Origin of the sequence: Alkalibacillus almallahensis (assembly GCF_011761495.1) — a bacterium.
Taxonomy (GTDB): Bacteria; Bacillota; Bacilli; order Bacillales; family Alkalibacillaceae; genus Alkalibacillus; species Alkalibacillus almallahensis.
Map to the genome: position 1 here is coordinate 34,342 of NZ_JAASRU010000013.1, position 16,527 is coordinate 50,868.

The following is a 16,527-nucleotide window of genomic DNA, read 5'->3' on the forward strand; positions in this document are numbered from 1 at the left end:
GGAGGAAATGTCATGCCTAAAGTAGCACTATATAACCAAGCGGGTTCTCAAGTTGGCGACGCTGAACTTGCAGAGAACGTATTTGGTATTGAGCCGAATGAAGTTGTCTTACATGACGCAGTTGTGATGCAACAAGCGAACTTGCGTCAAGGAACTCATAAAGTAAAAGGTCGCTCAGAAGTAAGCGGTGGTGGACGTAAACCATGGCGCCAAAAAGGTACTGGTCGTGCACGTCACGGATCAATTCGCTCACCTCAATGGGTTGGTGGCGGAACTGCGTTTGGCCCTACGCCACGTAGCTACAGCTACAAGCTACCTAAGAAAGTTCGTCGTTTAGCGCTATTATCAGCGTTAGCTTCAAAAGTGAAGTCAGACGAAATCTATGTGCTAGATGAATTAAACTTCGAAGCACCGAAAACAAAAGAAGTTGTTACATTGCTAAGCAATCTTAATATCGATGGTAAAGCACTAATCGTAACAGCTAATGAAAATGAAAACGTTGCTCTATCAGCTAACAACCTTCAAGGAGTTGAAGTTCTAACAGTTGATGACATTAATGTTTTAGATTTAATGAAGCATGACGCGCTGCTAATCACGAAAGAAGCAGCTGAACAAGCAGGGGAGGTGCTTTCATAATGAAAGAGGCAAGAGATATCATTAAGCGCCCAATCATTACCGAACACTCTGCGGATTTGATGGCTGAGAAAAAATATACATTTGAAGTATTGAAATCAGCTAACAAAACAGAAATCAAAAATGCAGTAGAAGAAATTTTCAATGTTAAAGTTGAAAAAGTTAATACCATTAACGTTAAAGGTAAGTTTAGAAGAATGGGTCGTTACGGTGGCTACCGCCCTGACCGTAAAAAAGCGATCGTTCAACTCACTGAAGACAGTGAAGAGCTAGACTTCTTTGAAACAGTATAATAAATAATTTACTAAAAGGAGGGAAATCACGATGGCGATTAAAAAGTATAAACCAACCACAAATGGACGTCGCTTTATGACAACATTAACAAATGAAGAAATCACGACGTCCACGCCGGAAAAATCCTTACTTGCGCCGCTTAAAAACAAAGCAGGTCGTAACAACCAAGGGAGAATTTCCACTCGTCATCAAGGTGGAGGACATAAGCGTAAGTATCGTATCATCGATTTCAAGCGTGACAAAGATGGTATACCAGGACACGTTGCTACAATCGAATACGATCCGAACCGTTCAGCAAACATTGCACTAATCCATTATGCTGATGGTGAAAAACGCTATATCCTAGCACCTAGAGGTCTAAAAGTAGGCCGAGAAATTCAATCAGGTGAGCAAGCAGATATTAAAACAGGTAATGCATTACCTCTAAAAGATATTCCAGTCGGTACTACAGTTCATAATGTTGAACTTAAACCAGGTCACGGTGGCCAATTAGTTCGTTCAGCAGGTGCACAAGCTCAAGTGCTTGGACGTGAAGAGAAATATGTACTTGTTCGTTTAGCGTCTGGTGAAACTCGCCGTATCCTAGGTACTTGCCGTGCAACAATCGGTCAAGTTGGTAACAACGAACATGAACTAGTCAGAGTCGGTAAAGCTGGTCGTAGTCGTTGGAAAGGCGTTCGCCCTACAGTACGCGGTTCTGTTATGAACCCTAGTGATCACCCACACGGTGGTGGTGAAGGACGCGCACCAATCGGTATGCCTTCTCCAGTTACACCATGGGGCAAACCAACACTTGGTTACAAAACGCGTAAACGTAATAAAGACTCAGACAAATATATTGTCCGTCGTCGCAAGAAGAAGAAGAAATAATGCTGCTAAGCAACATGTTGCTTAAACATGAAGGGAGGCTTATTAATGGGTCGTAGTTTGAAAAAAGGACCTTTCGCAGACGATCATCTGATGAAAAAAGTCGAGAAATTAAATGAATCAAACGATAAACAAGTTATTAAGACTTGGTCACGTCGTTCTACCATTTTCCCACAGTTCGTAGGACACACATTCGCTGTTTACGACGGTCGTAAACATGTCCCTGTTTATGTGACTGAAGACATGGTCGGTCATAAATTAGGTGAATTTGCGCCAACACGAACGTTTAAAGGTCACGCAGGTGACGATAAGAAAACAAAACGCTAGATGAGAGGAGGTTTGCATGATGCAACAAGCTAAAGCTGTAGCTAAAACGGTTCGTATCGCTCCTCGTAAGGCTCGTTTAGTTATCGATTTAATTCGAGGAAAAGATGTAGGCGAAGCTATCGCAACACTTAAGCACACAAACCGTGCAGCGACACCAGACATTGAAAAAGTATTAAACTCTGCTATCGCAAACGCAGAACACAATTATGAATTAGATGTTGATAACTTAGTTGTTTCTGAAGCATACGTTAATGAAGGCGTAACACTTAAACGTTTCCGCCCACGTGCACAAGGCCGTGCAACTGCTATTAACAAGCGCACAAGCCACATTACAGTCGTGGTATCAGAAAAGAAGGAGGGATAAATAGTGGGTCAAAAAATTAACCCGAAAGGTCTTCGTGTCGGTATCATTCGTGACTGGGAGTCAAAATGGTACGCTGAGCAAGAATACGCAGATCTTTTACATGAAGACATTAAAATTCGTGAATATATTACAGAGCGCTTAAAAGACTCAAGCGTTTCACAAGTTGATATTGAACGCGCTGCAAACCGTGTTAACATTTCTGTTCATACTGCTAAGCCAGGGATGGTCATTGGTAAAGGTGGTTCAGAAGTTGAAAACCTACGTAATGAACTAAACCATTTAACTGGTAAACGTGTTCATATCAACATTGTAGAAGTTAAGAAACCTGAACTTGATGCAACATTAGTTGCTGAAAATATTGCACGTCAGTTAGAGAATCGTGTTTCTTTCCGTCGTGTACAAAAACAAGCTATTCAACGCGCTATGCGTTCAGGAGCTAAAGGTGTTAAAACACAAGTTTCTGGTCGTCTAGGCGGAGCGGATATGGCTCGTATCGAACAATATAGCGAAGGAACTGTTCCACTTCACACTCTTCGTGCAGACATCGATTACGGTAATGCAGAAGCTGACACTACTTACGGTAAGTTAGGTGTTAAAGTGTGGATCTATCGTGGTGAAGTCCTTCCAACAAAAAATGATGGATAAGGAAGGAGGATCAGCAATATGTTAATGCCTAAACGCGTTAAATATCGTAAGCCACACCGTACTAGCCTTAAAGGTAAAGCCAAAGGTGGTACAGAGGTGACATTCGGTGAATACGGCTTACAAGCTCTTGAAGGTGAATGGATTACAAGTCGTCAAATCGAGGCTGCTCGTATTGCAATGACTCGTTATATGAAACGTGGCGGTAAAGTCTGGATCAAGATCTTCCCAGATAAGCCAAAAACAGCTAAACCATTAGAAGTACGTATGGGTTCCGGTAAAGGTGCTCCAGAAGGTTGGGTAGCTGTCGTAAAACCAGGAAAGATTATGTTTGAAGTAGCAGGTGTAAGTGAAGAGGTTGCTCGTGAAGCACTACGTCTTGCATCTCACAAACTTCCAGTAAAAACGAAGTTCGTAAAACGTGAAGAAATTGGTGGTGATAGCAATGAAAGCTAATGAAATCAGAGAACTAACCACTGCCGAAATTGAACAAAAGGTCAAATCATTAAAAGAAGAACTGTTTAACCTACGCTTCCAACTTGCTACGGGACAGTTAGAGAACACTGTACGTATCCGTGAAGTACGCAAGTCAATTGCACGTATGAAAACAGTGATTCGTGAAAGAGAAATCGGCGTAAATAATCGATAATTGAGAGGAGGTTACCTCGATGGCTGATCGTAATTCTCGTAAGGTCTATAGTGGTCGTGTTGTTTCTGACAAAATGGATAAAACAATCACGGTTTTAGTTGAGACTTATAAGTTCCACCCACTATACGGCAAACGTGTTAAATATTCTAAGAAATTCAAAACACATGACGAAAACAACCAAGCTAAGAAAGGCGACGTCGTTCGTATTATGGAAACACGTCCTTTATCAGCTAGCAAACGTTTCCGTCTAGTAGATATCGTAGAAGAAGCTGTTGTTATTTAATAAAGTTCACTCGGAGTATTTCCGAAGGGAGGTAGCAATTGTATGATCCAAGAAGAAAGTACTTTAAAAGTAGCTGATAACTCTGGTGCCCGTGAAGTACAAACGATCAAAGTACTAGGTGGTTCAGGACGTAAAACAGCGAATATTGGTGATGTTGTCGTTTGCACAGTGAAACAAGCAACACCAGGAGGCGTTGTTAAAAAAAGCGAAGTCGTAAGAGCTGTTATTGTTCGTTCTAAGAGAGGCGTACGTCGTAAAGACGGTTCATATATTCGTTTTGATGAAAACGCTGCTGTTATCGTACGTGACGATAAAAGCCCACGCGGAACACGTATCTTCGGACCTGTTGCACGTGAACTACGTGAAAACAAATTCATGAAGATCGTTTCCCTAGCGCCAGAAGTTTTATAATAGAGAAAATAAAGCCTTGTTAAGGAGGTGCACGATTCATGCATGTAAAAAAAGGCGACAAAGTTAAAGTCATTTCCGGTAAAGACAAAGGAAAAGAAGGCACTGTTTTAGAATCATTTCCTAAGAAGGAACGCGTTGTGGTAGAAGGTGTTAACTACATGAAGAAACACTCTCAACCATCTCAAGAAAATCCACAGGGCGGAATTTTAAACCAAGAAGCGCCAATTCATGTTTCTAATGTGATGCCTGTCGACCCGAACACAAATGAACCAACCCGTGTTGGCCATGAAGTACGTGACGGTAAGAAAGTTCGCATCGCAAAGAAATCTGGTGAACCTTTAGATAAATAGTTTTGTGAGGAAAGGAGGTCTACTTGATGAACGCACTTAAAAAGCAGTACAAAGAAGAAGTTGTACCTAGTTTGATGAATAAATTTGAATATGATTCAGTTATGCAAGCACCTGAAATTGAAAAGATTGTGATCAACATGGGTGTTGGCGATGCTGTTCAGAATTCAAAAGCGTTAGATAACGCTGTAGAAGAATTAGAATTAATTTCCGGTCAGAAACCGGTGATTACAAAAGCGAAGAAATCTATTGCTGGATTCCGTCTTCGTCAAGGTAATCCAATCGGAGCTAAAGTAACACTACGTGGTGAGCGTATGTACGAGTTCCTTCATAAGCTTATTGCTGTTTCACTACCACGTGTACGTGACTTCCGTGGTATCTCAAGCAAAGCATTTGATGGACGCGGTAACTACACACTAGGTGTTAAAGAACAGTTGATTTTCCCGGAAATTAATTACGATAAAGTTAACAAAGTACGCGGTATGGATATCGTAATTGTTACAACTGCTGACTCGGATGAAGAATCTCGTGAATTGCTTTCACAATTCGGAATGCCTTTCAGACAGTAACTTTCACCTAAAGGAGGGAAAATTGTGGCTAAGAAATCAATGGTCGCGAAACAACAACGTAATCAAAAATTTAAAGTACGTGAATATACACGTTGCGAACGTTGTGGCCGTCCACATTCAGTTATTCGCAAATTTAAATTATGCCGAATTTGTTTCCGTGAATTAGCATACGAAGGACAAATTCCAGGCGTGAAAAAAGCTAGTTGGTAAGCCCAGAGTCGGGAAGGAGGTAATCAGAAATGGCAATGACAGATCCAATTGCAGATCTATTAACACGAATTCGTAACGCCAATATGGCACGTCACGATCAATTAGAAGTACCATCTTCTAACTTGAAAAAAGAAATCGTTGATATTCTAAAGCGTGAAGGTTTCATCCGTGACTACGAATTCATTGAAGATAATAAACAAGGCGTTCTACGTCTATTCTTAAAATACAGTGCTGATAGCGAGCGTGTTATTACAGGAATTAAGAAAATCAGTAAGCCAGGCCTGCGTGTTTATGTGAGATCAGATGAGGTTCCACGTGTTCTTAACGGGTTAGGTATCGCTGTTGTTTCAACATCCCACGGTGTATTAACGGATAAAGAAGCTCGTCAAAAAGCGGTAGGCGGCGAAGTGCTAGCTTACGTTTGGTAATCACTAATGAACAGTCAGGAGGTGTAATGAATGTCACGTGTAGGTTTAAAACCAATTGAAATCCCAAATGATGTTGAGGTAAGTGTTGATGGTAACGTTGTGACAGTGAAGGGTTCTAAAGGCGAACTATCACGCACGATCCATCAAGACATGGACGTTAAAATTGATGGTCAAGAGTTAACAGTCGTACGCCCAAGTGAAAAACAAGCACACCGAGCAATCCACGGTACTACTCGTAGTAATATTGCTAACATGATTGAAGGTGTTTCTAAAGGTTTCGAAAAAGCTTTAGAAATTTATGGTGTTGGTTACCGTGCGCAAATGCAAGGTGAAAAGCTTGTCGTAAACGCTGGTTACTCTCATCCAGTTGAAATCGACCCGATCGAAGGTGTCGATATCGAATGTCCTACGAATACACGTATTGTAATCAAAGGAATCGATAAAGAAAGAGTCGGTGCGGCAGCAGCTAACATTCGTTCTATTCGTACACCTGAACCTTACAAAGGTAAAGGTCTTCGTTATGAAAATGAACATGTACGCACTAAAGAAGGTAAGAGTGCTAAATAATTTCCGTTAAGAGACAGAAAGGAGTGACCTAGATGATTACGAAGCAAGATAAGAACGCTGCTCGTAAAAAGCGTCATACCCGTGTTCGTCGCGATTTAGTCGGTACATCTGAGCGTCCACGCTTAAATGTTTACCGTTCAAATAAACACATCTATGCACAACTAATTGATGACTTTGCTGGAGTAACAGTTGCAAGTGCTTCTACAGTTGATCAAGAATTCAACGGAGAAGCAACTGGAAATGTTGAAGCTGCAAAACAAGTCGGTGAATTAGTCGCTAAACGTGCAACAGATAAAGGTTATCAATCCGTTGTTTTCGATCGTGGTGGTTACTTATACCATGGCCGAGTAGCAGCATTAGCTGATGCTGCACGCGAAACAGGATTAGAATTTTAATTAAGTTATAAAGGAGGGAAAAGCATGCATACACAAATCGATCCAAGTAAGCTTGATATTGAAGAACGTGTCGTTACGGTTAATCGTGTCGCAAAAGTTGTGAAGGGTGGTCGCCGTTTCCGTTTCACAGCACTTGTTGTTGTCGGTGACAAAAATGGTCACGTTGGTTTCGGTACTGGTAAAGCGAACGAAGTACCAGAAGCTATTCGTAAAGCGATCGAAGAAGGTAAACGTAATTTAGTACGTGTACCGATTGTTAATACAACAATTCCTCACCAAATTCATGGTCAATTTGGTTCAGGTAACATCTTACTAAAACCGGCTTCTGAAGGTACAGGAGTTATTGCAGGTGGCCCAGTTCGTGCGGTGTTAGAATTAGCAGGTGTGCACGACATCCTATCGAAATCACTAGGATCTAACACACCGATTAACATGGTGCGTGCGACAATTCGAGGTTTAAGCGAACTTAAAACAGCAGAGGAAGTTGCGAGACTACGCGGCAAATCTGTTGAGGAACTGAAAGGATAAGGAGGGATAAACATGGCTAACAAATTAGAAATTACCCTCACACGTAGTGTAATTGGCCGTAAGCAAGACCAGCGCGACACGGTTAAAGCACTAGGTCTTAATAAAATCAGACAATCAGTCGTTCATGACGATACAGAAGCGATTCGTGGCATGATCAACAAAGTATCCCACTTAGTTGAGGTAAAAGAAGCGTAAGTAACGATTAACGTAAAGAGGAGGTGCTCGACGAATGAAACTTCATGAGTTAAAAGGAGCTGAAGGCTCTCGTAAAAAACGTAATCGTGTAGGTCGCGGAATGGCTACTGGTAACGGCAAAACATCAGGTCGTGGCCATAAAGGTCAAAAAGCGCGTTCTGGCGGTAACATCGGTCCAGGTTTCGAAGGTGGGCAAATGCCTATTTACCAACGCCTTCCGAAGCGTGGTTTCACAAACATTAACCGTAAAGAATATACGATTGTAAACTTAGAAACTCTTAATCGTTTCGATGAAGGAACGGAAGTAACACCAGAACTTCTTCTAGAAACTGGTGCTATCAGCAAAGTTAAAGCAGGCGTTAAGATCCTAGGCGACGGAAGTCTAGATAAAAAATTGACTGTAAAAGCTGATAAGTTCTCTGCTTCAGCGAAAGAAGCAATTGAAGCGGCAGGCGGTCAAACTGAGGTGATTTAATGTTCCGCACATTTTCCAATTTGTTTCGCGTGGCCGACATTAGACAAAAAATCCTGTTCACGCTTGCCATTTTAATTGTATTTCGACTAGGAACATTCATCCCTGTTCCGTTCACTGATAGTGATGCTCTTACAATGATGAATGAAACCAATAGCTTTGGGTTTATTGATACATTCGGAGGAGGCGCATTAAGTCAGTTTTCGATCTTTGCGATGAACATCTTCCCATACATCACAGCTGCGATTATCATGCAGTTGTTACAAATGGATGTTGTTCCAAAGTTTACTGAATGGCGTAAACAAGGTGAAATGGGACGTCGTAAATTAGCACAATTTACACGTTATTTCACAGTGGTTTTAGCATTTCTCCAAGGTATCGGAATGTCAATTGGATTCAACCAGATGACAGATGGTGCATTAATAAGTAATCCAGGGATTGTGACTTACTTAACGATTGCCATTGTTCTAACTGGTGGAACGACTTTCTTGATGTGGCTTGGTGAACAAATCACTGAATTTGGTGTCGGTAACGGAATTTCAATTATCATTTTTGCAGGTATTGTGGCCGGACTACCAAATGGTGTGAACCAGCTTTATGAAACTTATATTTCAGGTGCTGGTGATCAACTGTTCATTAACTTGGCTGTAATAGGAATTATAGGTCTTGTTGTTATTGCTGTTATCGTAGGCGTTATCTTTATTCAACAAGCATTACGTAAGATTCCGATTCAGTATGCAAAAAGAACTGTTAACCGTTCTCCAGTTGGAGGACAGTCAACTCACTTACCATTAAAGGTAAATGCAGCAGGCGTTATTCCGATCATTTTTGCAATTGCGTTTATTATGGCACCTCGGACAATAGCCCAATTCTTTGAAGGTAACGAATTTGCACAGACAATGGCTTGGGTATTTGATTACACTGAGCCGGTAGGAATGGTCATCTACTTTGGCTTAATTATTGCGTTCACGTATTTCTATACATTCGTTCAAGTTAATCCTGAGCAAATGGCTGAGAACTTACAGAAGCAAGGTGGATATGTACCAGGTATTCGACCAGGTAAGAATACTGAGACGTATTTAACCCGTGTCATGTATCGTTTAACATTTGTAGGCGCGCTATTCTTAGCTGTTGTTGCGATCTTCCCGATTATGTTAGGAAGTATTGCTGACTTACCTACATCTGTTCAAATTGGCGGTACGAGTCTTCTAATCGTTGTCGGTGTTGCATTAAATACAATGAAACAATTAGAAAGCCAATTAGTAAAACGTCATTATCGCGGCTTTATTAAATAGTCGCTCTGATGTAACGGATAACTGAGAGCGAGGGGAAAGATATGAATCTTATTTTGATGGGACTGCCAGGTGCTGGTAAAGGTACTCAAGCAGAAAAAATCGTAGAAAAGTATGATATCCCTCATATCTCAACTGGAGATATGTTCCGTTCTGCGATCAAAGAAGGAACACCTTTAGGTAAAGAAGCAAAGTCTTACATGGATGCAGGTGACTTAGTCCCTGATGAAGTGACAGTCGGTATTGTTAAAGAACGTTTAAGCAAGCCTGACTGTGAGAAAGGCTTTTTATTAGATGGTTTTCCGAGAACAGTTGCTCAAGCTGAGGCTCTCGAAAACTTGCTTAGTGAATTAGATACAAGTTTAGATTACGTCATTCATGTAAAAGTACCGGAAGAGAAATTAGTCGATCGTTTAACAGGCCGTCGTATTTGTCCTGAATGTGGTGCAACTTATCATGTGGAATTCAATCCACCTAAAGAAGATGGTAAGTGTGACATTGACGGAGCAACGTTAATTCAACGCGAAGACGATCAGCCAGAAACGGTAAGAAATCGTCTAAATGTTAACATGGAACAAACGAAACCATTATTAGATTATTATGGTGACAAAGGTTACCTAGTTGATGTGAATGGCGATCAACATATCGATGACGTGTTCGAGCAAATCGATGATATTATCGGAGGCTTAGCTAAATGATTATTCGTAAAACTCCACGAGAAATTGAAATCATGAGACACGCTGGTAAAATTGTAGCGTTAACGCATCAAGAGTTAGCGAAACACATTAAGCCAGGTGTTACAACTAATCGGTTAAATGACATTGCGGATGCATTTATTCGTGATCATGATGCCATCCCTTCATTCAAGGGATATAGCGGTTTTAGTGGTAGTATTTGTGTCTCTGTTAACGAAGAGCTTGTCCATGGCATTCCGAGTGATCGAGCATTAAATAATGGCGATATTATCAGTATCGACATTGGTGCTGAATATCAAGGTTATCATGGTGACTCAGCTTGGACATATGCTGTGGGTGAGATTAGCGAAGAAACACAACATTTACTGGATGTGACAGAGGAATCTTTATTCAAAGGTTTAGAACAGGTCAAAGCCGGTAATCGTTTAACAGATATTTCACACGCGATTCAAAGTTATGTTGAGCCGTTCGGTTACACGATCGTGCAAGAATACGGTGGCCATGGTATTGGCCAAGATCTTCACGAAGATCCGCATCTTTCAAACTTTGGACCTCCAAATAAAGGGCCGCGTTTGAAAAAAGGTATGGTGCTTGCTATTGAACCAATGGTTAATCAAGGTGAGCGCTACGTTCGAACATTAGACGATGATTGGACCGTTGTAACAGCTGACGAAGCAAATTGTGCTCACTTTGAGCATACAGTTGTGGTAACGGACGATGGTTATGAAATATTGACAAAAGCTTAAGTGAAGGTGATGACGGTTGAATGATGGAGATTCGCGATGTCCGGAGTTAGGACAGTTAGTGAGGATAAAACGAGGAAGAGAATCAGACCAATACGCGGTTATTATTGGATTTGATGACCAGAAGTTTGTTAAGCTAGCAGATGGTGAAAAGCGCAAGTTCGATCGACCTAAACGAAAGAACCTTCATCATGTCGAATTGATTGATTATGTTTCTCCAGAAGTAAACCGCAGCTTAGAAGAAACAGGTCGAGTGACTAATGGAAAACTTCGCTTCGCAATATCAAAATTTGTCAACGAACTGATGACAGGTTGGAAGAAGGGAGATTCTCTCGATGGCGAAAGACGATGTAATTGAAATGGAAGGAACAGTCCAGGAAACTTTACCGAACGCAATGTTTAAAGTAGAGTTAGAAAATGGACACGAAATCCTAGCCCATGTTTCTGGTAAGATTCGTATGCACTTCATCCGTATTTTACCAGGCGACAAAGTGACAGTAGAGATGTCACCTTATGATTTATCAAGAGGTCGTATCACGTATCGTTATAAATAACGAAAAGACTCCGATCCAAAAGGAGGTAGGAAGAATGAAGATAAGAGCTTCAGTCAAGCCAATTTGTGAAAAGTGTAAAGTAATCCGCCGTAAGGGTAAAGTAATGGTAATTTGCGAAAATCCTAAACACAAACAAAAACAAGGCTAAAACAAAAGGAGGTGCAATGCACTCATGGCTCGTATTGCAGGTGTAGATATTCCACGTGAGAAGCGTGTTGTTATCGCGTTAACATACATTTATGGTGTTAGCCACACAACAGCTAGTGAAATTGTTGCAGAAGCAGGCGTTAGTGAAACAACTCGTGTCCGTGATCTAACGGAAGAAGAGTTAGCTAACATCCGTAAAGCAACAGACAATTATACAGTTGAAGGTGACTTACGTCGTGAAGAGTCACTTAACATCAAACGTTTAATTGAAATTGGTTCATACCGTGGACTCCGTCATCGTCGTGGCTTACCAACACGTGGTCAGAAGACTAAGAACAACTCTCGTACACGTAAAGGTCCACGTCGTACAGTAGCGAATAAGAGAAAATAATTGATTAAAAAGGAGGTATGCTTGTCATGGCTCGTAAGACTAATAAAAACCAAACACGTCGTAAGCGCCGTGTGAAAAAGAATATAGAATCTGGTGTTGCTCACATTCGTTCAACATTTAACAATACGATTGTGACGATTACAGACACGAATGGTAATGCTATTGCGTGGAGCAGTGCTGGTGCCTTAGGTTTCCGTGGTTCACGTAAATCAACACCATTCGCAGCACAAATGGCTTCAGAAGTAGCGGCGAAAACAGCTCAAGAAAACGGCATGAAAACTATTGAAGTGGCTGTAAAAGGCCCAGGTGCAGGTCGTGAAGCAGCGATTCGTTCACTACAAGCTGCAGGTTTAGAAATCACTGCAATCGTTGATGTGACCCCAGTACCTCACAATGGTTGCCGCCCACCAAAACGTCGTCGTGTCTAATCTGGCGTATATAATTTGTCAGCCCGTCTATAATGGGATATGATAGCTTTAAAAGTATAGCACGGTTATTTTGGGATTGATCCGCGTTTTAGCGTGGATCCCGCCCGTTTTGGGAATAACGATGGATCTCATCGTTTTTTCGACGTTTTGAAGGAGGGTTTTGTGAATGATTGAAATTGAAAAACCGAAAGTGGAAACGGTCGAAGTTAGTCACGATGCTAAATTCGGCAAATTCGTAATTGAACCATTAGAGCGTGGATATGGTACAACGATGGGGAACTCCTTACGTCGTATCTTATTATCCTCCCTACCAGGATCAGCTGTAACCTCCGTACAAATCGAAGGAGCGTTACATGAATTCACAACACTTGATTATGTGATGGAAGATGTCACGACCATTATTCTAAATCTGAAAAAGCTAGCTTTGAAGATTTATTCTGATGATGCGAAGACATTAGAAATCGACGCAAGTGGTGAAGGTGACGTCACAGCTGCAGATATTCAACATGATAGCGATGTCGAAGTATTAAACCCTGAGCTAAAGATTGCGACAATCACTGGTAACGGTAAATTAAGCATGAAAATCAATGCTGAAAAAGGCCGTGGTTATCGCCCAGCAGAGTATAACAAAAAAGATGAACAACCAATTGGCGTTATTCCAGTTGATTCAATCTTCACACCAGTAGAACGTGTGACGTACCAAGTCGAAAATACACGTGTTGGTCAAGTCACGAATTATGATAAATTAACGCTTGATGTGTGGACAGACGGAAGCATTCGCCCTGAAGAAGCTATCTCTCTAGGCGCTAAAGTGTTCACTGAGCACTTAAATGTTTTTGTTGGCTTAACTGACGAAGCACAAAGCGCAGACATTATGGTCGAGAAAGAAGAAGACCAAAAAGAAAAAGTGTTAGAAATGACAATTGAAGAACTGGATCTATCAGTTCGTTCATATAATTGCTTAAAACGTGCAGGAATTAATACTGTACAAGAACTAACACAGAAATCTGAAGAAGACATGATGAAAGTTCGTAACTTAGGACGTAAATCTCTTGATGAAGTGAAACACAAACTTCATGCCCTTAACTTAGGCTTACGTAAAGACGATTAATAGATGCAGCACAGTCAATCTCTATGCAAAGGAGGTCTTTAAGGATGGCAAAAGCGAAATTAGGTCGTACGACTGAACAACGTATGGCTCTTCTACGTAACTTAGCGACTGATCTGATCGTTCATGAGCGCATTGAAACGACAGAATCAAAAGCGAAAGAGTTACGCCCAGTCGTTGAGAAAATTATTACGCTAGGTAAGCGTGGCGACCTTCATGCTCGTCGACAAGCAGCTTCATTCTTGCGCAAAGTTGAAGCGGATGAAGAAGGTACTGACGCGTTACAAAAATTATTCTCTGATATTGCTCCACGTTTTGAAGAGCGCCAAGGTGGATACACTCGTATCCTTAAACTAGGTGAACGCAAAGGTGACGGAGCAAAAACAGTGATTATTGAATTAGTTGACTAATTGAATGAATCAATAAAAGAGGGGAGTTCAGATCTCATATAATTGAGAACTGAACCCTTTTTTTATGCTATAATGGCAGAAAGTAAACCTAAGGAGTGCGCGGATTGATTGAGCTGGAGCAAGTTTCGTTTCGTTATCAAAACGAAGCAAGTCATGTACTTGAAAATATTAATCTCACCATCGAACAGGGTGAATGGGTCGGGATTGTTGGACGTAATGGTTCCGGGAAGTCAACATTAGCCAAATTGCTTAACGGATTATGTTTAGCAACAAGTGGCGTTGTTCGTGTGAATCATACCGTCTTAACTGATGAATCCAAATTCCAAATCCGCAACCATATTGGGATGGTTTTTCAAAATCCTGAAAACCAATTTGTCGGAACTACCGTCGCTGATGATGTGGCCTTTGGGTTAGAAAACTTAGCTGTCCCACGTGAAACGATGATTAAACGGATTGATCAGAGTCTTGAACAGGTTGACATGACAGCTTATAAGAATCACGAACCGTCACGGTTGTCAGGTGGTCAGAAACAACGTGTGGCTTTAGCGAGTGTATTAGCCATGCAGCCAGAAGTGATTGTGTTAGACGAAGCCACGTCAATGTTGGACCCGATCGGGACGGATCAAGTGCTATCACTCATTCAAGAACTCCATGAAAAACTTGGTGTGACGGTTATTATGGTCACACATGACTTGAATGAAGCTGCTTTAGCTGACCGTGTGATCACACTGGATGCAGGAACCGTTTGGTTTGATGGAAAGCCAAGAGAGTTACTAGAGAAAGGTGATCAATTACATGAGGTAGGTCTTGAACCTCCATTTGTCACTAAAGTCTATCAGCAGTTAACTAGACAGTCGCTTAATATTACGCAAGAGCCCTTACACTATGAAGAACTGGTGGATGAATTATGGAGATTGTATTTAAAGACGTAGACTATATTTATCAACCGAATACGCCACTCGAGCATGTTGCCTTACAAGGACTTTCCTTTACGATTCCATCACAGTCTTTTACAGCCATTGTCGGTCGAACAGGCTCTGGAAAGTCGACCTTGCTACAACAGTTAAATGGGCTATTACAACCCACTTCAGGTACTGTCACGATTGGTAAGACTAGATTACCAGGTGCTAAAGCTAAACCGTTAAAAGAATTGCGAAGGCGAGTTGGTCTTGTATTTCAATATCCAGAGCATCAATTATTTGAGGAAACGGTTAAACAAGAGTTGTTATTTGGTCCGAAGAATTTTGGGTTAGACCTCGGACAAGTTGAAGCCTGGTTGCCTCAAGTTTTGCAGGATGTTGGCCTTGATGAATCAGTTTTAGAACGGTCACCATTTACATTAAGTGGTGGACAAATGAAGCGGGTCGCCTTAGCAAGTGTGTTAATTTTAGATTCAGAAGTACTTGTATTAGACGAGCCGACAGCAGGACTAGATCCGGTGGGTAAAAAACAGCTACTGCAATTATTCCGATATCTAAATGAAGAAAAGGGTAAAATGGTCGTCTTAGTGACTCATAATATGGAAGATGCTATGGCGAATGCTGATCAGCTTTTGGTATTAAATAACGGTTGTATCGAGAGTGTGACCTCACCGAAACGTTTAATAGAAAAACGAGATCAGTTAGAAGCGATTGGTTTAGCACCTCCCGAATCGATTAAATTCGTTGATTACATGACACAAACTTTAGGTGTGAACTGGAATGAACATGAAGCGACGGTTGATACAGTGAGTCAGGCTTTAATCAAGCGGATAAAGGCTGGTGCTAACAAGTGAAGCAATCTTTTATTTTAGGCCAGTATATTCCGAGAGAATCATTCATACATAGATTAGATCCACGGACAAAAATCATCTCGCTTATTTTGTTTGTGATCACGATGTTCGTTATCGATCGCTTGTTGATTTATAGCTTATTATACGGGTTTGTATTGGGTTGTGTTTTATTATCTACAATTCCGATAACTTATTTAATCAAAGGATTAAAACCAGTTTGGTGGCTTGTGGCCTTTACCTTTATCTTTCACGTCTTATTTCAACGTGATGGTGAAGCCTTATTTGATGTGTTTGGATTCTTTATTTATGACCAAGGTTTTATACAAGGCGGCGAGATTGCGAGTCGTTTGCTCCTTATGATTGTTATGGCAACACTCCTGACGTTAACGACGCCGCCATTAGCGGTTACAGATGGGATGAGGTGGTTTTTAACGCCGTTAACTAGGTTAGGGATGCCCGTCAATGAATTAGCGATTATGATGGCGATCTCATTAAGGTTAATACCAACCATGACAGAAGAGATGGATAAGATCTCAAAGGCGCAAGCAGCTAGAGGTCTTGATTATACGCAAGGACGACTGCGAGATCGATTTAAGGCTTTATTACCGTTGTTAATTCCGTTGTTCATCAGTGCTTTTAAACGGGCTGAAGCTCTAGCTATGGCGATGGAGGCACGAGGTTACCAAGGGGCTGACCATCGTACATCTTATCGGCAACTCGTTTTCAGGACAATGGATTATATCGTCGTATGCCTGATGACGACGGTAACGATATCAATCTATCTGATGATAGGGTGAAGGAGAGTCA

At 41.2% G+C, this 16,527-nt stretch carries 32 protein-coding genes; all 32 read left to right on the plus strand.

Annotated elements, in window-relative coordinates; all coding sequences use genetic code 11:
- Positions 1 to 12: 12 nt before the first annotated feature.
- Positions 13 to 636, plus strand: coding sequence for a 50S ribosomal protein L4 (rplD, locus tag FHR85_RS11360; RefSeq protein WP_167263332.1), 624 nt, complete (start codon positions 13 to 15; stop codon positions 634 to 636).
- Positions 636 to 926, plus strand: a complete 291-nt coding sequence (rplW, locus tag FHR85_RS11365; RefSeq protein WP_167263334.1) for a 50S ribosomal protein L23 — start codon at positions 636 to 638, stop codon at positions 924 to 926. Before rplD ends, rplW begins: the two co-directional genes overlap by 1 nt.
- 31 nt (positions 927 to 957) lie before the next feature.
- The gene (rplB, locus tag FHR85_RS11370) at positions 958 to 1,797 is read left to right on the plus strand and encodes a 50S ribosomal protein L2 (RefSeq protein WP_167263336.1); all 840 of its coding nucleotides are present in this window, start codon (positions 958 to 960) and stop codon (positions 1,795 to 1,797) included.
- Between the two features lie 45 nt (positions 1,798 to 1,842).
- Positions 1,843 to 2,121, plus strand: coding sequence for a 30S ribosomal protein S19 (gene rpsS / locus FHR85_RS11375; RefSeq protein ID WP_167263337.1), 279 nt, complete (start codon positions 1,843 to 1,845; stop codon positions 2,119 to 2,121).
- A gap of 19 nt (positions 2,122 to 2,140) precedes the next feature.
- A complete protein-coding gene (rplV, locus tag FHR85_RS11380) occupies positions 2,141 to 2,485 on the plus strand; it encodes a 50S ribosomal protein L22 (protein ID WP_167263339.1) in 345 nt (114 codons plus the stop codon).
- Positions 2,486 to 2,488: 3 nt separating this feature from the next.
- Positions 2,489 to 3,130 carry a 30S ribosomal protein S3 gene (rpsC, locus tag FHR85_RS11385; protein WP_167263341.1) on the plus strand — a complete coding sequence of 214 codons (642 nt, stop codon included), beginning with the start codon at positions 2,489 to 2,491 and terminating at the stop codon, positions 3,128 to 3,130.
- 18 nt (positions 3,131 to 3,148) lie between these two features.
- Complete coding sequence (rplP, locus tag FHR85_RS11390; protein WP_167263343.1) at positions 3,149 to 3,583, plus strand: 50S ribosomal protein L16; 435 nt, start codon at positions 3,149 to 3,151, stop codon at positions 3,581 to 3,583.
- The gene (gene rpmC / locus FHR85_RS11395; RefSeq protein ID WP_167263345.1) at positions 3,573 to 3,776 is read left to right on the plus strand and encodes a 50S ribosomal protein L29; all 204 of its coding nucleotides are present in this window, start codon (positions 3,573 to 3,575) and stop codon (positions 3,774 to 3,776) included. Before rplP ends, rpmC begins: the two co-directional genes overlap by 11 nt.
- A 19-nt stretch (positions 3,777 to 3,795) precedes the next feature.
- A complete protein-coding gene (gene rpsQ / locus FHR85_RS11400) occupies positions 3,796 to 4,059 on the plus strand; it encodes a 30S ribosomal protein S17 (RefSeq protein ID WP_167263347.1) in 264 nt (87 codons plus the stop codon).
- A gap of 42 nt (positions 4,060 to 4,101) precedes the next feature.
- Positions 4,102 to 4,470, plus strand: a complete 369-nt coding sequence (rplN, locus tag FHR85_RS11405; protein WP_167263349.1) for a 50S ribosomal protein L14 — start codon at positions 4,102 to 4,104, stop codon at positions 4,468 to 4,470.
- Between the two features lie 38 nt (positions 4,471 to 4,508).
- A complete protein-coding gene (rplX, locus tag FHR85_RS11410) occupies positions 4,509 to 4,820 on the plus strand; it encodes a 50S ribosomal protein L24 (RefSeq protein WP_167263352.1) in 312 nt (103 codons plus the stop codon).
- A gap of 26 nt (positions 4,821 to 4,846) precedes the next feature.
- Complete coding sequence (gene rplE / locus FHR85_RS11415) at positions 4,847 to 5,386, plus strand: 50S ribosomal protein L5 (RefSeq protein ID WP_167263354.1); 540 nt, start codon at positions 4,847 to 4,849, stop codon at positions 5,384 to 5,386.
- A gap of 24 nt (positions 5,387 to 5,410) precedes the next feature.
- The gene (locus FHR85_RS11420) at positions 5,411 to 5,596 is read left to right on the plus strand and encodes a type Z 30S ribosomal protein S14 (RefSeq protein WP_167263356.1); all 186 of its coding nucleotides are present in this window, start codon (positions 5,411 to 5,413) and stop codon (positions 5,594 to 5,596) included.
- A 29-nt stretch (positions 5,597 to 5,625) separates the two neighbouring features.
- Complete coding sequence (rpsH, locus tag FHR85_RS11425) at positions 5,626 to 6,024, plus strand: 30S ribosomal protein S8 (protein WP_167263358.1); 399 nt, start codon at positions 5,626 to 5,628, stop codon at positions 6,022 to 6,024.
- Positions 6,025 to 6,054: 30 nt separating this feature from the next.
- Positions 6,055 to 6,591 carry a 50S ribosomal protein L6 gene (rplF, locus tag FHR85_RS11430; RefSeq protein WP_167263360.1) on the plus strand — a complete coding sequence of 179 codons (537 nt, stop codon included), beginning with the start codon at positions 6,055 to 6,057 and terminating at the stop codon, positions 6,589 to 6,591.
- A gap of 32 nt (positions 6,592 to 6,623) precedes the next feature.
- Positions 6,624 to 6,986 carry a 50S ribosomal protein L18 gene (gene rplR, locus FHR85_RS11435; RefSeq protein WP_167263363.1) on the plus strand — a complete coding sequence of 121 codons (363 nt, stop codon included), beginning with the start codon at positions 6,624 to 6,626 and terminating at the stop codon, positions 6,984 to 6,986.
- Between the two features lie 24 nt (positions 6,987 to 7,010).
- Positions 7,011 to 7,514, plus strand: a complete 504-nt coding sequence (rpsE, locus tag FHR85_RS11440; protein WP_167263365.1) for a 30S ribosomal protein S5 — start codon at positions 7,011 to 7,013, stop codon at positions 7,512 to 7,514.
- 12 nt (positions 7,515 to 7,526) lie between these two features.
- Positions 7,527 to 7,709: a 50S ribosomal protein L30 gene (gene rpmD / locus FHR85_RS11445; RefSeq protein ID WP_167263368.1), complete on the plus strand. Its 183-nt coding sequence runs from the start codon at positions 7,527 to 7,529 to the stop codon at positions 7,707 to 7,709.
- Between the two features lie 34 nt (positions 7,710 to 7,743).
- Entirely contained in the window at positions 7,744 to 8,184 is a 441-nt protein-coding gene (gene rplO, locus FHR85_RS11450) for a 50S ribosomal protein L15 (RefSeq protein ID WP_167263370.1), read from the plus strand.
- The gene (secY, locus tag FHR85_RS11455; RefSeq protein WP_167263372.1) at positions 8,184 to 9,476 is read left to right on the plus strand and encodes a preprotein translocase subunit SecY; all 1,293 of its coding nucleotides are present in this window, start codon (positions 8,184 to 8,186) and stop codon (positions 9,474 to 9,476) included. Before rplO ends, secY begins: the two co-directional genes overlap by 1 nt.
- A 41-nt stretch (positions 9,477 to 9,517) precedes the next feature.
- Positions 9,518 to 10,171 (plus strand): adenylate kinase, encoded by a 654-nt coding sequence (locus tag FHR85_RS11460; protein WP_167263374.1) that lies wholly within the window; start codon positions 9,518 to 9,520, stop codon positions 10,169 to 10,171.
- The gene (map, locus tag FHR85_RS11465; RefSeq protein WP_167263376.1) at positions 10,168 to 10,914 is read left to right on the plus strand and encodes a type I methionyl aminopeptidase; all 747 of its coding nucleotides are present in this window, start codon (positions 10,168 to 10,170) and stop codon (positions 10,912 to 10,914) included. The genes FHR85_RS11460 and map overlap by 4 nt, the downstream gene beginning before the upstream one ends.
- A gap of 16 nt (positions 10,915 to 10,930) precedes the next feature.
- Positions 10,931 to 11,269, plus strand: coding sequence for a KOW domain-containing RNA-binding protein (locus tag FHR85_RS11470; protein WP_167263378.1), 339 nt, complete (start codon positions 10,931 to 10,933; stop codon positions 11,267 to 11,269).
- Positions 11,247 to 11,465 (plus strand): translation initiation factor IF-1, encoded by a 219-nt coding sequence (infA, locus tag FHR85_RS11475; protein ID WP_167263380.1) that lies wholly within the window; start codon positions 11,247 to 11,249, stop codon positions 11,463 to 11,465. The genes FHR85_RS11470 and infA overlap by 23 nt, the downstream gene beginning before the upstream one ends.
- A gap of 34 nt (positions 11,466 to 11,499) precedes the next feature.
- A complete protein-coding gene (gene rpmJ / locus FHR85_RS11480; protein ID WP_167263382.1) occupies positions 11,500 to 11,613 on the plus strand; it encodes a 50S ribosomal protein L36 in 114 nt (37 codons plus the stop codon).
- Between the two features lie 24 nt (positions 11,614 to 11,637).
- A complete protein-coding gene (gene rpsM, locus FHR85_RS11485) occupies positions 11,638 to 12,003 on the plus strand; it encodes a 30S ribosomal protein S13 (protein ID WP_167263385.1) in 366 nt (121 codons plus the stop codon).
- Between the two features lie 26 nt (positions 12,004 to 12,029).
- Positions 12,030 to 12,431, plus strand: a complete 402-nt coding sequence (rpsK, locus tag FHR85_RS11490; RefSeq protein WP_167263387.1) for a 30S ribosomal protein S11 — start codon at positions 12,030 to 12,032, stop codon at positions 12,429 to 12,431.
- Between the two features lie 166 nt (positions 12,432 to 12,597).
- Positions 12,598 to 13,542, plus strand: a complete 945-nt coding sequence (locus FHR85_RS11495; protein WP_167263389.1) for a DNA-directed RNA polymerase subunit alpha — start codon at positions 12,598 to 12,600, stop codon at positions 13,540 to 13,542.
- A gap of 44 nt (positions 13,543 to 13,586) precedes the next feature.
- Complete coding sequence (gene rplQ / locus FHR85_RS11500) at positions 13,587 to 13,949, plus strand: 50S ribosomal protein L17 (protein WP_167263391.1); 363 nt, start codon at positions 13,587 to 13,589, stop codon at positions 13,947 to 13,949.
- A gap of 95 nt (positions 13,950 to 14,044) precedes the next feature.
- Positions 14,045 to 14,881 (plus strand): energy-coupling factor transporter ATPase, encoded by an 837-nt coding sequence (locus FHR85_RS11505; protein WP_341770966.1) that lies wholly within the window; start codon positions 14,045 to 14,047, stop codon positions 14,879 to 14,881.
- Positions 14,857 to 15,723, plus strand: coding sequence for an energy-coupling factor transporter ATPase (locus tag FHR85_RS11510; RefSeq protein ID WP_167263395.1), 867 nt, complete (start codon positions 14,857 to 14,859; stop codon positions 15,721 to 15,723). The genes FHR85_RS11505 and FHR85_RS11510 overlap by 25 nt, the downstream gene beginning before the upstream one ends.
- Positions 15,720 to 16,517: a CbiQ family ECF transporter T component gene (locus FHR85_RS11515; RefSeq protein WP_167263397.1), complete on the plus strand. Its 798-nt coding sequence runs from the start codon at positions 15,720 to 15,722 to the stop codon at positions 16,515 to 16,517. Before FHR85_RS11510 ends, FHR85_RS11515 begins: the two co-directional genes overlap by 4 nt.
- Positions 16,518 to 16,527 lie beyond the last annotated feature (10 nt).

Excerpts from the sequence above, each read along its gene's own strand:
- rplD (WP_167263332.1), top strand. The coding sequence starts at position 13 with ATGCCTAAAGTAGCACTATATAACCAAGCGGGTTCTCAAGTTGGCGAC.
- rplW (WP_167263334.1), top strand. The coding sequence starts at position 636 with ATGAAAGAGGCAAGAGATATCATTAAGCGCCCAATCATTACCGAACAC.
- rplB (WP_167263336.1), top strand. The coding sequence starts at position 958 with ATGGCGATTAAAAAGTATAAACCAACCACAAATGGACGTCGCTTTATG.
- rpsS (WP_167263337.1), top strand. The coding sequence starts at position 1,843 with ATGGGTCGTAGTTTGAAAAAAGGACCTTTCGCAGACGATCATCTGATG.
- rplV (WP_167263339.1), top strand. The coding sequence starts at position 2,141 with ATGCAACAAGCTAAAGCTGTAGCTAAAACGGTTCGTATCGCTCCTCGT.
- rplP (WP_167263343.1), top strand. The coding sequence starts at position 3,149 with ATGTTAATGCCTAAACGCGTTAAATATCGTAAGCCACACCGTACTAGC.
- rpmC (WP_167263345.1), top strand. The coding sequence starts at position 3,573 with ATGAAAGCTAATGAAATCAGAGAACTAACCACTGCCGAAATTGAACAA.
- rpsQ (WP_167263347.1), top strand. The coding sequence starts at position 3,796 with ATGGCTGATCGTAATTCTCGTAAGGTCTATAGTGGTCGTGTTGTTTCT.
- rplN (WP_167263349.1), top strand. The coding sequence starts at position 4,102 with ATGATCCAAGAAGAAAGTACTTTAAAAGTAGCTGATAACTCTGGTGCC.
- rplX (WP_167263352.1), top strand. The coding sequence starts at position 4,509 with ATGCATGTAAAAAAAGGCGACAAAGTTAAAGTCATTTCCGGTAAAGAC.
- rplE (WP_167263354.1), top strand. The coding sequence starts at position 4,847 with ATGAACGCACTTAAAAAGCAGTACAAAGAAGAAGTTGTACCTAGTTTG.
- rpsH (WP_167263358.1), top strand. The coding sequence starts at position 5,626 with ATGGCAATGACAGATCCAATTGCAGATCTATTAACACGAATTCGTAAC.
- rplF (WP_167263360.1), top strand. The coding sequence starts at position 6,055 with ATGTCACGTGTAGGTTTAAAACCAATTGAAATCCCAAATGATGTTGAG.
- rplR (WP_167263363.1), top strand. The coding sequence starts at position 6,624 with ATGATTACGAAGCAAGATAAGAACGCTGCTCGTAAAAAGCGTCATACC.
- rpsE (WP_167263365.1), top strand. The coding sequence starts at position 7,011 with ATGCATACACAAATCGATCCAAGTAAGCTTGATATTGAAGAACGTGTC.
- rpmD (WP_167263368.1), top strand. The coding sequence starts at position 7,527 with ATGGCTAACAAATTAGAAATTACCCTCACACGTAGTGTAATTGGCCGT.
- rplO (WP_167263370.1), top strand. The coding sequence starts at position 7,744 with ATGAAACTTCATGAGTTAAAAGGAGCTGAAGGCTCTCGTAAAAAACGT.
- secY (WP_167263372.1), top strand. The coding sequence starts at position 8,184 with ATGTTCCGCACATTTTCCAATTTGTTTCGCGTGGCCGACATTAGACAA.
- FHR85_RS11460 (WP_167263374.1), top strand. The coding sequence starts at position 9,518 with ATGAATCTTATTTTGATGGGACTGCCAGGTGCTGGTAAAGGTACTCAA.
- map (WP_167263376.1), top strand. The coding sequence starts at position 10,168 with ATGATTATTCGTAAAACTCCACGAGAAATTGAAATCATGAGACACGCT.
- infA (WP_167263380.1), top strand. The coding sequence starts at position 11,247 with ATGGCGAAAGACGATGTAATTGAAATGGAAGGAACAGTCCAGGAAACT.
- rpmJ (WP_167263382.1), top strand. The coding sequence starts at position 11,500 with ATGAAGATAAGAGCTTCAGTCAAGCCAATTTGTGAAAAGTGTAAAGTA.
- rpsM (WP_167263385.1), top strand. The coding sequence starts at position 11,638 with ATGGCTCGTATTGCAGGTGTAGATATTCCACGTGAGAAGCGTGTTGTT.
- rpsK (WP_167263387.1), top strand. The coding sequence starts at position 12,030 with ATGGCTCGTAAGACTAATAAAAACCAAACACGTCGTAAGCGCCGTGTG.
- FHR85_RS11495 (WP_167263389.1), top strand. The coding sequence starts at position 12,598 with ATGATTGAAATTGAAAAACCGAAAGTGGAAACGGTCGAAGTTAGTCAC.
- rplQ (WP_167263391.1), top strand. The coding sequence starts at position 13,587 with ATGGCAAAAGCGAAATTAGGTCGTACGACTGAACAACGTATGGCTCTT.
- FHR85_RS11510 (WP_167263395.1), top strand. The coding sequence starts at position 14,857 with ATGGAGATTGTATTTAAAGACGTAGACTATATTTATCAACCGAATACG.